Raw genomic sequence first — 14,051 nt, forward strand, 5'->3', positions numbered from 1 at the left:
TAACACAAACATGAAGACCAACGGAGAAGAATCATGAAACATCGTCGTGGCTCAGGAAGTGTTCTACCCACTCTCATGGCGGCGGCGGCCGTCGTGGCGCTGGCGTCGTCGGGCGCCTACGCGCAATGCGTGACCAGCCTGCCGGCCGGTTCGATCGGACCGAAGACGATTGTCGGACAAGGGCCGAACGGCGAAAAAGCGGCCTCGGTGGATGCCGTGAAGCTGAGCGACGCCGACATCGCCAAAATCAAGGCAGGCAAGTTCAAGGTCGGCATTTCGATGCAGACCATGAATCTCGACTGGTCGCAACTGCAGGTGCAAGGCATCACGGACACCCTCAAAAAATACGGCGTGGAAGTGATCGGCACGGCTTCGGCGGAATACCAGGTCGACAAGCAGATCGCGGATATCGAGAACACCATCCAGCGTCACCCGGACGGCATCATCTCCATTCCGGTCGACGGGACGGCCACGGCCGCCACCTACAAGAAAGTGTCCGAGGCCGGGATCAAACTCGTGTTCATGGACAACGTGCCGACTGGCCTCAAGCATCCTGAACAATACGCGTCGATGATTTCCGCCGACAGCGAAGGCAACGGCCAGATCGCGGCGAAAGTGCTCGCTTCGTGCGTCCCGCAGGGTGCCACGATCGGGCTGGTGAATTTCGGCGTGGATTACTTCAGCACGACGGAACGCACCAAGGCCGTCAACGACTGGATCAAGAAGAATCGTCCGGACATCAAGGTCAAACAGGTCGCGTTTACGGATCCGTCGAAAGTGGGCCAGATCGCTGGCGATTTCCTCACCGGGAATCCGGACGTCAAGGGGCTGTTCGCCGTCTGGGATCAACCGGCGCTCGACACGCTGACTTCAATGCGTGCGCAAGGTGTGACCATTCCCGTCACGACGGTCGACCTGGGCCTTCAATCCGCTATCGAGATCGCCAAGGGTGGACCGCTCAAGGCAACCGGCTCGCAACGCCCGTATGATCAAGGCGTGGCCGAAGCCACGGCGATGATGAAGGCGCTGATCGGCCAGACGCCGCCGGCGTGGATCGGCGTGCAGTCTCTACCGGTGGTTCAGTCGAACGTGCTCGAGTCTTATAAGACGGTGTTCAAGAAAGACCCGCCGCCCCAGCTTGCGGACGCATGCAAGAAAGCCAAACCGGCTTGTGGGTGATGCTTGCGGGTAACACCAGGCATGGGTGATCCGGGCGCCATTCCAGCGCCCGGATGAGCATGGCCGCGTGTGAGGGGTTATGAGACCCTCAGGCGCGACACCAGGCCCGGCGGAGCAAGGTACTATTACGGTTTGAAGTCCGCCGTGCCGCGCGCCGATTGTGCGAATGCGGACACCCGACGCAGCAAGCCGCCATACGACAGGGCAGCACGGGAAGCGCATCGACTGTTATGCTCGCTGCCCGCACCGTCACCCGTTTCCGCCAACCATGAGTTCTGCAAGCCGCCACATCGCGCACCTGGACATGGACGCGTTCTACGCATCCGTTGAACTCTTGCGCTATCCGGAACTGCGCGGCAAGGCGGTGGTGATCGGCGGCGGCCGCAATGCTGTGCCGCAAACGCTTGAAGACGGCAGCCTTCGCTTTGCGAAGCTGCGCGATTATGCCGGCCGCGGCGTGGTGACCACCTCCACCTATGAAGCCCGCGCGCTCGGCGTGTTCTCCGCGATGGGCATGATGAAAGCCGCCGTGCTCGCGCCGGACGCGATTCTGCTGCCCACCGATTTCGAGTCGTATCGCCACTACTCGCGCCTGTTCAAAGCAGCGGTCGCCGCATTCACGGACCGGATCGAAGACCGCGGCATCGACGAAATCTATATCGACCTCACCGAATTGCCGGGCGAGCCGCGTGAGATCGCCGCGCGCATCAAGCAGGCCGTCAATCAGGCGACCGGCCTCACCTGCTCCATTTGCGTGGCGCCGAACAAGCTGCTGGCGAAGATCGGTTCCGAACTCGACAAACCCGACGGCCTCACGATCCTCACACCCGCGGATGTGCCGTTGCGCGTCTGGCCGTTACCGGTGCGCAAGGTCAACGGGATCGGCCCGAAGGCCGCGGAAAAACTCACCGCGCTCGGCCTCGCCACGGTCGGCGATCTGGCGGCAGCGGACGCGGGCTTGTTGCAGGATCACTTCGGGCGCAGCTATTCGGCGTGGCTCATGCAGGTCGCACAAGGCTACGACGAACGGCCGGTCGTGGTCGAATCGGAACCCAAGTCGATGAGCCGTGAGACGACCTTCGAACGTGATCTGCATCCACGTCATGATCGGCCGGCCCTATCCAGTTCGTTTACCAGCTTGTGCGTGCGGGTCGCGGAAGACCTGGTGAGGAAGGGCTATGTGGGCCGCACCGTGGGCATCAAGCTGCGCTACGACGACTTCCGCACGGTCACACGCGACCTGACGCTCGACGAACCAACCGCCGATGCCACCGAGATCCGGCGCGCCGCAACCGAATGTCTGAGACGGGTGGAATTGAACCGCAAGCTGCGGCTCTTGGGCGTGCGTGTGAGCGCATTGACGCCGGCCAACGCGCAACCGGCGAAGCGGCGCGTACCGGTTCAAGCCGACTTGCCTTTTACCAGTGACGATTAACCCGCGGCTTCGGCCGGGACACCGGCCTTCGTGCGCGCCGCCGGCAGGCTGGCTTCCACACTCGACGCCGCAATCGAAAACGCAAACGTGTTGACGCCGTTCGCGCTTTCCACCGACACCGTGCCGCGATGCATCTCGGCAATCGCCTTCACGATCGCAAGACCCAGGCCGTGGTTTTCGCGGCTATTGGTGCGAGACACTTCCGCGCGAAAGAACCGGTCGAACAGGTGTTCGAGCACGGCCGGCTCGATCGGCTCGCCCGGGTTGGCCACCGCTACGCGCAACTGATCCGCTGCTTCCGAGATCGTCACGGTAATCGCCGCGCCGGGCGCGCAGTGCTGGATCGCGTTCATCAGCAGATTCGTGCAGGCGCGGCCGAACAGCGAGCGGTTCACACGCGCCACCGCATCGCCGCGCAACTGCGCATGCACGCGCGCTTCTTCCAGCGGAATCTCCAGGAATTCCAGCGTATGCGCAACTTCCGCGGCCAGCGACACCTCAACGAGACCCGTCGCGCGTTCGCCCTGGTCGGCGCGAGCGAGAAACAGCATGTCGTTGATAATCGCGCGCATGCGTTCGAACTCTTCGAGATTCGATTGCAGCGTATGGCGCAAATCGTCGACCGAACGGTTACGTGTCAACGCCACTTCGGTCTGGCCGATCAGAATCGTCACCGGTGTACGCAGTTCATGGGCGACGTCCGCGTTGAACGATTCGAGGCGGCCGTATGCGCCGTCCAGACGTTCGAGCGCGCCGTTGAACGAGTTGGCCAGATCGCTCAATTCGAGCGGCAGCGAGGCCGTATTCAGACGCTGTGAGCGGTTATTCGGGCTCACAGCGGATGCGTCTCGCGTCAGACGCGTCAACGGAGCGAGCCCGAGTCGCGTCACCGAGTAACTCAGCAACAGCACAGCGAGACTACCCAACGCGGACAGCGCGGCGAGCGCCGCCCCGAACACGCGCATGGTGCGGGTATTCGGCGAACAACTGGCGGCGACCTGCAATTGCACAGGTGGGCGAGCCCCGTAAGCCGGTATCGTCACCGTGATGGTCAGCATGTCCGCGCCGCCGCCGATCGGCGAAACCCTCGTGTAGCCACCCGGCCAGTTCGACACCACGGGCCCCTCGATGGGCTTGCCATAGTGGAAATACGGATCGGTGCTCGACACCGCATACACGGTGCTGCCGTCGTGCGGCATCATGTCCGTGAGCTTTTCGCGCGCCATGCGCCACTTCTCCGGCGTCACCGCGTGATAGACGATGATGCGCGCGATCTCGGTGCGATCGTCGAGCGATTCGCGCAAATGGTGTTCGAGTTGCGTGCGCAGCACCAGAAACAGCCCGGTGCCGACCAGCGTGAACACCAGTAGCGCCACGAGTGCGAACATCAACGCAAGGCGGCGCGCGATTGAACGGTTCATGATTGCTCTGCCTCTTCACGCACTTCGAGCACGTAGCCCATGCCGCGCACGGTGTGCAGCAGCTTCGAGGGAAACGGGCCGTCGAGCTTGGCGCGCAATCGTTTGATCGCGGTTTCGACCACGTTCGTATGGCTGTCGAAGTTGACGTCCCACACGAGTTCAGTAATGGCGGTCTTCGAGAGGATGTCGCCTTGCCGGCGCGCCAGCACGCTCAGCAACTGGAATTCCTTGGCGGTCAGATCAAGCCGTACGCCGTCGCGGGTGGCGCGTCGGCCGATCAGATCGACGAACAGATCGCCGACGGAAATCAGCGTCGACTCCTGCGAACGCGTGCGGCGCGCCAGCGCATGCAGCCGCTCGACCAGCTCGAGAAAGGAAAAGGGCTTGGTGAGGTAGTCGTCGGCGCCTTCGCGCAAACCCCGCACACGGTCGTTCACGTGATCGCGGGCGGTCAGCATGATGACCGGCGTCGACTTGCGCATGCGCAGCGCCTTCAGCACGCTGAAGCCGTCGCGTTTAGGCAGCATGACGTCGAGGACGATCACGTCGTAATCGAATTCGGTGGCCAGATGCATGCCCTCTTCGCCATCGAGCGCGACGTCGACGACCCAGCCCTGCTCTGTCAAACCGGAGCGCAGGTAGTCCACCACCTTATGCTCGTCTTCAACGATCAGCAATTTCATGCGCGTCCCCTTGTATCTGCATTATACGAAACGCCTCGTTTTTCCTTTTTCCTGTCTGGCTGTGTCATTGTCGGGCGGCTCACTTCGCGGGAGCCATCGCCTCCTTCGTGTCCGCTGTGTTTGCTGTGTTCGCTGCGTCTGCCGTGTTCGGTGCATTGCTCGGCGGCTGTGCGCCCGCCAGGTCCGTGCCGGCATCCCAGCCGCCGCCCAGCGCCTTCACCAATGAAACCGAGAGGGTCATCTGCTGGCCGTGGATCTGCACGTCCTGACGCTCGCTGGTGAGCAACGACTGCTGCGCGGTGATGACGTCGAGGTAGGCGACCAGGCCGCCCGAATAACGGTCGTTGGCGAGCGCCAGAAGATGCTGCGCATCGGTCACTGCCTCACGCGACTGCTTCGACGCGCCATCCAGAACGGAGAGGCCCGTGATGCCGTCCTGCACCTGCTGGAATGCGTTGAGCACGGTTTGCCGATAGTTTGCCTCGGTGGCCTTGTAGCCTTCGCTCGCAAATTGCACGTTCGCCGCACGGCGGCCGCCGTCGAACAGCACCTGGCCCACTGTCGCGCCGAGCGTCCACATCAGCGTCGGCGCGCCAAACAGGCTCGCGAACTGCGCGCTTTCCCAGCCGATGCTCGGCGTCAGCGTCAGGCTCGGAAAGAACGCTGCTTTGGCGACGCCGATCTGCGCGTTCGCCGCGGCCATCGCGCGCTCCGCCGAGGCGATATCCGGGCGGCGTTGCAAGACGTCGCTCGGCAAACCGAGTGGAATCGCCGGCACCTGCGTGTCGAGCACTTTGGGCTCGATCGCGAATTGCGGCGCGGGCACGCCGACCAAGGCGGCAATCGCATGTTCAAACTGCGCGCGCTGATTCAGCAGGAGTTGCGCCTGCACGCGCGTCGAATCGAGCAGCGACTTCTGCTGCAACACGTCGAGCCCGGACACCGAACCGAGATCGTGCTCGGTCGTGACGTAATCGAGCGCCTTTTGCTGCAGTTTCACCGATTGATTCAGCACGTCGATCTCGGCGTCGAGCTCACGCAGCGAGAAATAGTCGGTGGCGAGATCGGTGGTGAGGACGAGCCGTGCGTTGGCGAGGTCGTCGGCCGATTGCTGCGCGGAGGCCGCGGCGCCTTCCACTTCACGACGTATCCGGCCGAATAGATCGGTGTCGTAGTTGATCGTCGGGCCGAGTTGCAGGTTGTTCTGTACCGTCGACGTGGTCGGCGTGCCGTAATTGGTCAGCGGGCGATCATGCGAAATTCTGAAGCGCGACCCGGACGCCCCCAGATCGACTTCAGGAATCTGCTGCGCACGGGTGTTCGCCAGCGTCGCTTTGGCCTGCGCGTAATGTGCGCTCGCCGCGGCCAGTGTCTGATTCTGCGCGAGCGCCTGCGTTTCCAGCGTACCGAGCGTCTGATCGCCGAAGGCGCTCCACCAGTCCAGCGAAATCGGCGCATGCGAAGGCGCTGCGACGCGCCAGTACGAATCGGTTTGCCAGGTCGGCGGCACCTCGGCTTGCGGCCGCTGATAATCCGGGCCGACTGTGCACGCGGCCAGCAAGGCCGCGCTCGCGGTGGCCGCCAGCGCCATGAGCGACATTCGTGACGCTCGTGTCGTTCGTGCCCGATAAGCGCCCGCCTGCTTCGCGATCACGACGCCCCCTTGCCGTTTTTCTGCGGCTGCGTGATCCGCACGTGGTCGCCGTCCGCGATCGAATCACTTGGGTTGATGATGATCTTGTCGTTCGCCTCGATCCCGCTTTCGATTTCGAGCGACTGCCCCAAATCCTGCGCGATCACGACCTTGTGCAAAGCCACATTGCCATTCGCATCGACCACCGCGAGCCGCGGACCTTCGGCGCGGAACAGCAGCGCATTGCCGGGCACCGTCAGTTGCGCATGGGCTGCCGCCGGCACGGCCACCTGGACATACGCGCCGGGCCGTAGCTTGTTGTCAGGATTCGGCAAGGTCACTTCGACTTGCAATGAACGGGTCGGCACGTCGATCGCGCCAGAGATGTGCGTGATCGTGCCGTGGAACTGCTGCCCCGGCAATTCGGCCTGCGTCACCACCACGTTCTGCCCGACCGACACGTTTTGCGCGTACGCCTGCGGCAGTTGCACATAGACCCGCAACGGATCCGATTGCGCCAGCGCGAACAGCGCGCGGCTCGTGCCGCTGCCCGCGTCGATCAGATCGCCGACATCGACATTGCGCTGCGTGACCACGCCCGAAAACGGCGCGACGATGCGCTTGAACGATTCGAGTTGCTGCAGGCGTTTCACGTTGGCATCGGCGGCGGCGAGGTTGGCCAGGTCCTGCGTGTAGGTGCTTGTCCGTTCGTCGAGTTCCTGCTGCGAAACCGCATCGCGTTGCCGCAGTTGCTGCCAGCGTTCCATCGAGCTTTTGGCGAGGCCGAGACTCGAACTGGTTTGCGCGCGCTGCGCCAACGACTGTGCGAGTTCCTGATCGATCTCAGGCGTGTCCAGATCGGCGAGCAGCTGCCCCTGCTTCACGCGCGTGCCGATATCGGCGTACCAGTGCAGCAGATAACCGGTGGAGCGCGCATAGATCGGCGACTCGACAAAGCCGCGCAACGTGCCCGGCAACAAGGTGTTGCCACCTCCCTCCGTTTGCGTCGGGCTCACCACGTTCACATACTGCGTGGCGTTCTGCTTCGTCGTCTCGGCGACCGAGCGGCTTTGCAGAACGTTCGCGATCACGGTGCGCAACGCGCCCACGGCGAGCAGCGCCAGCACGATCCAGATGGCGATTTTGGCGCGCTTCCATTCGCGATTGCGCGGCGGCAAGGCGTGGCCGCCTTCGGTCTCTCGCGCGGGAATCGCCAGCGATGCATGGGTTTTTTCGGTCATCTCAGTCAGCCATCTCAGTCAGCCGTCATTTACATTGAACGTTACGCGGGCTTGCCTGCGCCGTCGTGGTCCGGCGCGGGGCCGTCGTTGCCGTGGCCGCCCGTGGTATCCGTGTCGTCATCGTCGCGATGGTGCCGCGCGAGGCGGGTATGAATGCCCGCGAACACCAGTGGCACGAAAAACAGCGTGGACACGGTGGCGAACAGCAAACCACCGATCACCGCGCGGCCCAGCGGCGCGTTCTGCTCGGCGCCCTCGCCGAGACCCAACGCCATCGGAATCATGCCGATGATCATTGCGAACGCCGTCATCAGCACCGGCCTGATCCGGCTTGCGCCGGCTTCGAGCGCGGCGGTGAGCGGCGGCGCACCAGAGGAGAGCCGCTGGCGCGCGAACGACACCATCAAAATACTGTTGGCGGTAGCGACGCCCATCGTCATGATCGCTCCCGTCAAGGCAGGCACGCTCAAGTGCGTGCCGGTCAGGAACAGCATCCATACGATGCCCGCCAGTGCCGCGGGCAACGCGCTGATGATGATCAGCGGATCGACCCACGACTGAAAATTCACCACGATCAGCAGGTACACCAGCACGATGGCCATCGCCACGCCGATCCCGAGACCGAAGAAGGAACTGCGCATGGTCTGCACCTGCCCGCGCAAGGTGATCTGGCTACCGCGCGGCAACGAGGCCCGCACGTTGTTCACCAGCTTGTCGACCTGAGTGGCCACGCTGCCCAGGTCGCGCTTTTCAACGCTCACGTACAGGTCGATCACCGGCCTGATGTTGTAGTGCGTGACTACCGCGAACTGATTCTGCGGCGCGACCCGCACGAGGTTGCCGAGCAGTTGCGTCGGACCGTTGGCCGAACCCGAGACGGGTGTGCGCAACAACTCATCGATCGACGAGATCTGATACTGCGGCGTTTGCACCGCGACGCTGTATTCGACACCGTTCTTGTTGTTGAACCAGAAACCCGGCGAAGTCTGCGAACTGCCCGACAAGGAAATCAGTACATTTTGCGCCACATTGCTCGCGCTCAGATTGAGTTGTTGCAGGCGCGTGCGATCCATCTGAAGATTGATCGCCGGCTCGTCCAGTTTCTGCTGAATGTGGGTGTCGACGGTGCCGGGAATCATCCGCACCTGTTTCAGCAGCTTGCGCGCAACGTCGAAGTTGCCCTGCTGATCCGTGCCGGAAATCTGCACGTCCACAGCGGCGGGCAAGCCGAAGTTGAGAATCTGCGTAACGATGTCGGCCGGCTGAAAGAAGAACTCGACGCCCGGAAAACGCTGCGGCAGGATCGCGCGCAGTTTGTCCATGTAGATTTGCGTCGGGTGGTGGTCTTGATTCAGGGCCACCTGAATTTCGCCGTCGAGCGTGCCGATCGTGCCCGCGTTGCTATACGAAAGATTGATACCGCTATACGGCAAACCGAGGTTGTCGAGGATCGTGCCGAGTTCGTCGGCCGGCACGACCTCGCGGATCACCTTCTCGACCTCGTCCGCGAGACGCGCGGTTTCCTCGATGCGCGTACCTGTCGGCGCACGCATGTGGAGACGAATGTCGCCGGCGTCGACGCTCGGAAAGAAGTCTTCACCGAGCACGAAAACCAGACCCATCGAGACCACGCAGAAACCGAGGAACAGGCTGCCGAACATGCCGCGCCGCACCAGCACGCTGCTGAGAATCACGATGTAGGTGGACCGCATGCGCTCGAAACCGTGATCGAAACGCAGATAGATGCGCCGGAACAGACTCGGCCTGGCATCGGCCTTGGGCTTGTGCGCATGGCCCATCAGCAGCATGGCCAGCGTCGGCACCAGCGTACGCGACAGAACGTACGAGGCGAGCATCGCGAACACCACCGCTTCGGCAAGCGGCACGAACAGATAACGCGCGACTCCGGTCAGGAAAAACATCGGCACGAACACGATACAGATACACAGCGTCGAGACGAGCGCCGGTATCGCGATTTCGCCGGCGCCGTCGAGAATCGCATCGTGCAGATTCGTGCCCATCTGCAGGTGCCGTTCGATGTTCTCGATCGTCACCGTCGCATCGTCGACCAGAATCCCGACCGCGAGTGCAAGGCCGCCCAGCGTCATGATGTTGATGGTTTGCCCGAGCGCGTGCAGGGCGATCAGCGAGGACAGAATCGATAGCGGAATCGAGATCGCGATGATGCAGGTGCTGCGCCAATTGCCGAGGAACAGCAGGATCATCGCGGCGGTCAATGCCGCGGCGACCAGCGCTTCACGCACCACGCCCTGCACCGCCGCTTTCACGAACACGGACTGATCGAACAAAGCCGTGATGCTCAAGTCCGGCGGCAACGCGGCGCGCGCGGCCGGCAGAATGCCTTGCAGTGTATTGACGATCGAAAGCGTCGACGCGCTGCCGTTCTTCAGCACCGACATCAGCACGCCGCGGTGTCCGTCCTGCCGCACGATATTGGTCTGCGGCGAGAAGCCGTCGCGCACGTGAGCGACTTCACGCAGGTACGTCGTCGCGCCGTTGAGCGTGCGCACAGGAATGTCGTTGAGCCCTTCCACCGTGGCGGGCGAGCCGTTCATATTGATCGTGTATTCCTTCGGCCCGATCTTGGCCGTACCGGTCGGCAGAATCAGGTTTTGCGCGTTGAACGCGCTGACCACATCCGAAGGCGTCAGGCCTTTTGCGAGCAAGGCGCGCGTGTCGAGGTCGACCGAGATCAACCGCGATTTGCCGCCGTACGGGTACGGTACGGCCGCGCCGGGAATCGTCACCAGTTGCGGGCGCAGGAAGTTCAGTGCCGTGTCGTTGAGTGCCTGCTCGGAGAGCTTCGGGCTCGACAAGCCGAGCTGGATCACCGGAATGCTGGAGGCCGAGTAGCTGATCACCAGAGGCGGCGTCGCGCCTGGCGGCATCTGCTTGAGCTGCGCCTGTTCAACCGCTACGGTTTGCGCGATCGCGGTCTGGATGTTTGCGTTCGGCTGCAGGAACACCTTGAGAATCGTGATGCCCGCCAACGACTGCGATTCAATGTGCTCGATGTCATTGACCGTGGTGGTCAGGCTGCGCTCGTTGACGGACGTGATGCGGTTGGCCATGTCTTCGGCCGACAACCCGGTGTAATTCCAAATGATGCTGACCACCGGAATGTTGATCTCCGGCAGCACGTCGACCGGCGTGGTCAACAGCACGAATGGCGTCGCCAGCAAGATCAGAATGGCCATCACGATGAACGTGTATGGCCGCTTAAGCGCAACGTTGACGATCCACATGAAACGCGCCCGAGAGAATGCAGGTAAGGGATGGGTGAATCCGTACCTATGCTAGATCGATAGCACCAACGCCTGCATGGCGCCAAAATGGCTAAATTGTCAGGAAGGCTAATGTAAGGATAGACAGCGCTTCAAACGCCCGCAACATCATGATGTGCAAACGTTTGATGAGCGGTAGATAAGCTCTTTTAAGGGTATTGCTAAATGCATGTCTCGCCGAACTGCCGCGAGACATGCCTTCAGAATAAATTGCGCAAAGCAAATACGCTACGCTCCGGCGGCGATTCTGGGGTTCATTCCGGCGCGGCGGGTGAATTGCCGAGCTTTGGCGCCAGGCAAAAAAAGGCCGGTCAACACGATTGTTGACCGGCCTTTTCGTTTCGAAGCGCCGGCGTGTGCCGCCGGCGCCCTCGCACCTACATCACTTCACTTCGCAAACAACGACGACATATCGGCAAACGCCTTGAACTCCAACGCGTTGCCCGACGGATCGAGGAAGAACATCGTCGCCTGTTCGCCGACCTCGCCCTTGAAGCGCACATGCGGCTCGATGATGAAGTCGATGCCGGCCTTTTGCAGCTTGTCCGCGGCGGCCTGCCATTGCGCCATCGAGAGCACCGCGCCAAAGTGGCGCACCGGCACCGCGTCGCCGTCGACCTTGCTGGTCTGACGGTGGCCGATTTCCTCGGGTGCGAGGTGCGCGACGATCTGATGGCCATAGAAGTTGAAGTCGACCCAATCCGGAGAGCTACGCCCTTCCGGACAGCCGAGCAGCTCGCCATAGAACTCGCGGGCCGCGGCGAGGCTATGCACGGGAAACGCCAGATGGAACGGCGGCAAAACGGTGTCGGCAACGCTCATGGTTGGAAAACTCGCAGAAAGTAAAGGGGGCTCGTGTGTCGGTCAATGAAGTGGCCCGGAAAGGCGCACGCGTGAGGCAAATTCTAACCATGATTAAAAATGGTGAAAAACGATATATATTTGATCTGACCAACACCAAAATCGATCAATCAACGATGCTCAGCGAACTCAGAACATTTATAGCCGTCAGCCAATACGGCACGTTTTCCGCTGCCGGCGCGCGCATCGGCCTGACGCAATCCGCCGTGAGCGCGCAAATGCAGCGGCTCGAACAGGAACTCGGTTTCGCGCTGTTCGACCGCACGGGCCGCTCCGCCACGCTCAACGACGCCGGCCGCGAAACGCTCGCGCTCGCCGAAGAAATGATGACGCTCTATGCACGGCTCTCGGAACGCGGCGCGGGTGCCGCCGAAAGCGGGATGCTGCGGGTCGGCGCGATCGCGTCCGCGCAGGTGTCGTTTCTCGCCGACGCGCTGGCCCGCTTTCGCGACGACCGTCCCGGCTGGCGGATTCGCGTGGTGCCCGGCGTGTCGCTGGGACTGCTCGGGCAGGTGGACTCGGGTGAGCTCGATCTCGCAGTTATCATCAAACCGCCGTTCGCGCTGCCGTCCGAACTCGAATGGCGCACGCTCGTCACCGAACCGTTCGTGCTGCTGGTGCCCAAGGCGCTCGCGCGTGGCACGCCGTCCTGGCGCGAGCTGCTCAGGAGCGAACCGTTCATCCGCTACGACCGCGGATCGTTCGGCGGCAGGCTGGTGGACCGCTTTCTGCGGCGCGCGCGGCTGAACGTGCACGACGTGATTGAACTCGACGAGTTGCAGGGTATCGCGCAATTCGTCGCGCGCGGCATCGGCGTGGCACTGATTCCGAATACGGCGGGATTGGGCAAGTGGCCCACCAATGTCACCGCGCTCGAACTCGGCGACGCGACGTTTCACCGTGAAATCGGGCTCGTGCAGCGTCCACGGCATAGCCGGCAGGCGGTGGCGGGGGCTCTGGCGGATTGCATCGAAACGGCGGCGGAGTCGTGAGCTGGCTGAGTTGGCTGCGGCGGCTCACTGCCCGCCGGAGTTGCCCCACAAACACCCGATTGTGCCGCCGCACAGGCCATCAACTGTATCTGTGAGATTCGCGCGTGGGCGAGCAGAATCGTTGTTCGCGCATCGATCCATGCGATTCCCCCGTGCCGCAACGAGCGGCGCAGTTTGCCCGCCGCCGAGGTTCACACGCCCATGACCGCCAGTTCCTTCCTCACCGCCGATGTCCTGATCGCTTACAGCGCCTACTTCGTCGGCACGGCGAGTCCGGGGCCGAGCAATCTCGCGATCATGTCGCTGGCGATGAGCGCCGGCAGAAAATCCGCGCTCACCTTCGCGCTCGGCGTGGTGTCCGGTTCGTTCTTCTGGGCGTTGCTGGCGTCGCTGGGTTTGTCGGCGGTACTCGCCACTTACTCCGAATGTCTGGTGGCGATCAAGATTGCCGGCGGACTCTATCTGCTGTGGCTCGGCTTCAAATCCGCGCGCTCAGCATTCAGCGCGGAAGAGCTGCCGACGAATACCGCACGCGAAGGCGAACCGCTCAAACGGCTCTATCTGCGCGGCCTGCTGCTGCATCTCACCAATCCGAAAGCGATTCTGGTGTGGCTCTCGATCGTTTCGCTGGCTATGTCGCCCGCAGGCGGCACGTCGCACACCGCGCCGGTGGTGCTCGGCTGCATGGTTATCGGCGTATCCGTGTTCAGCAGCTACGCGGTGCTGTTTTCAACCGCGTCCGCACGGCGCATTTACGTCGAGATCCGTCGCTGGCTGGACGGGTCGCTCGCGATCATGTTCGGCATTGCCGGGATCAAGCTGCTGACGTCGAAAAGCTAGCCGCGCCTTCGGGGTGCGCCCGCTCTGCGATACTGTCACCCTGATGACACGAGCGGACACACGAACACGATGAGCGGTGGCAATGACCTGAATCCGGCAGCAAAGCGCTCGTCCTTGCAAAAACGGCTTTATCTGGCGGGCGCCGTCGTGCTGCTCGCCGGTTTGATCGCCGCGGCGATCATCTATGCCATGGCGCCAGCGCCAGACAGCGCCGTCTCGATGTACAGCATCGCAGACCCGCGCTATCAGATCGAATTGCAGCGCATTGGCGGCAACGCGGCGGTGGTGATGGCGCAGCTTCATCAGTGGTTCGACAGTCTTTGGCACGGTACCGCGCTCGCCTACACGGTGGCCGTACTCGGCGCCCTGCTCGCGGGCGCGTGCTTTTTTATCGGCTACTTCTTTGCCGATGAAGAGCCGCAGGTCTGAAGCAATCCACCACGTCTGGCCAAACAGACCAA

11 protein-coding genes are annotated in these 14,051 nt (G+C 62.6%); 5 read left to right on the forward strand and 6 right to left on the reverse strand.

Translation table 11 applies throughout. The annotated features are described in order from the left end of the window. Positions 1-33: 33 nt before the first annotated feature. Both P3T25_RS09385 and dinB read left to right on the forward strand, forming a co-directional pair. Entirely contained in the window at positions 34-1,179 is a 1,146-nt protein-coding gene (locus P3T25_RS09385; protein WP_154560015.1) for a substrate-binding domain-containing protein, read from the forward strand. A gap of 268 nt (positions 1,180-1,447) precedes the next feature. Continuing rightward, entirely contained in the window at positions 1,448-2,614 is a 1,167-nt protein-coding gene (dinB, locus tag P3T25_RS09390; RefSeq protein ID WP_429357961.1) for a DNA polymerase IV, read from the forward strand. On the opposite strand, the gene P3T25_RS09395 is transcribed toward dinB, so the two are convergent. The 6 genes from P3T25_RS09395 to P3T25_RS09420 form a co-directional block, all read right to left on the reverse strand. Further along, entirely contained in the window at positions 2,611-4,035 is a 1,425-nt protein-coding gene (locus P3T25_RS09395; RefSeq protein WP_171927522.1) for a heavy metal sensor histidine kinase, read from the reverse strand. The genes dinB and P3T25_RS09395 overlap by 4 nt on opposite strands. After that, the gene (locus P3T25_RS09400) at positions 4,032-4,718 is read right to left on the reverse strand and encodes a heavy metal response regulator transcription factor (protein WP_007176723.1); all 687 of its coding nucleotides are present in this window, start codon (positions 4,716-4,718) and stop codon (positions 4,032-4,034) included. Before P3T25_RS09400 ends, P3T25_RS09395 begins: the two co-directional genes overlap by 4 nt. A gap of 79 nt (positions 4,719-4,797) precedes the next feature. Next, complete coding sequence (locus P3T25_RS09405) at positions 4,798-6,318, reverse strand: efflux transporter outer membrane subunit (RefSeq protein WP_429357962.1); 1,521 nt, start codon at positions 6,316-6,318, stop codon at positions 4,798-4,800. A 50-nt stretch (positions 6,319-6,368) separates the two neighbouring features. Further along, complete coding sequence (locus tag P3T25_RS09410) at positions 6,369-7,592, reverse strand: efflux RND transporter periplasmic adaptor subunit (RefSeq protein WP_154560019.1); 1,224 nt, start codon at positions 7,590-7,592, stop codon at positions 6,369-6,371. A 41-nt stretch (positions 7,593-7,633) separates the two neighbouring features. Then, the gene (locus tag P3T25_RS09415) at positions 7,634-10,858 is read right to left on the reverse strand and encodes an efflux RND transporter permease subunit (RefSeq protein ID WP_429357963.1); all 3,225 of its coding nucleotides are present in this window, start codon (positions 10,856-10,858) and stop codon (positions 7,634-7,636) included. A gap of 426 nt (positions 10,859-11,284) precedes the next feature. Continuing rightward, on the reverse strand, positions 11,285-11,719 hold the full coding sequence (locus P3T25_RS09420) for a VOC family protein (protein ID WP_054038807.1): 435 nt from the start codon (positions 11,717-11,719) through the stop codon (positions 11,285-11,287). Positions 11,720-11,874: 155 nt separating this feature from the next. Between P3T25_RS09420 and P3T25_RS09425 the strand changes: the two genes are divergently transcribed. From P3T25_RS09425 to P3T25_RS09435, 3 genes are all read left to right on the forward strand, one after another. After that, positions 11,875-12,750: a LysR family transcriptional regulator gene (locus P3T25_RS09425; RefSeq protein ID WP_429357964.1), complete on the forward strand. Its 876-nt coding sequence runs from the start codon at positions 11,875-11,877 to the stop codon at positions 12,748-12,750. A 201-nt stretch (positions 12,751-12,951) separates the two neighbouring features. Beyond that, entirely contained in the window at positions 12,952-13,590 is a 639-nt protein-coding gene (locus tag P3T25_RS09430; RefSeq protein ID WP_429357965.1) for a LysE family translocator, read from the forward strand. Positions 13,591-13,659: 69 nt separating this feature from the next. After that, on the forward strand, positions 13,660-14,019 hold the full coding sequence (locus P3T25_RS09435) for a hypothetical protein (RefSeq protein WP_154560023.1): 360 nt from the start codon (positions 13,660-13,662) through the stop codon (positions 14,017-14,019). The last annotated feature ends 32 nt before the right edge of the window (positions 14,020-14,051 follow it).

The sequence above is a fragment of the Paraburkholderia sp. GAS32 genome (genome assembly GCF_050434225.1).
Classification (GTDB): Bacteria; Pseudomonadota; Gammaproteobacteria; order Burkholderiales; family Burkholderiaceae; genus Paraburkholderia; species Paraburkholderia madseniana.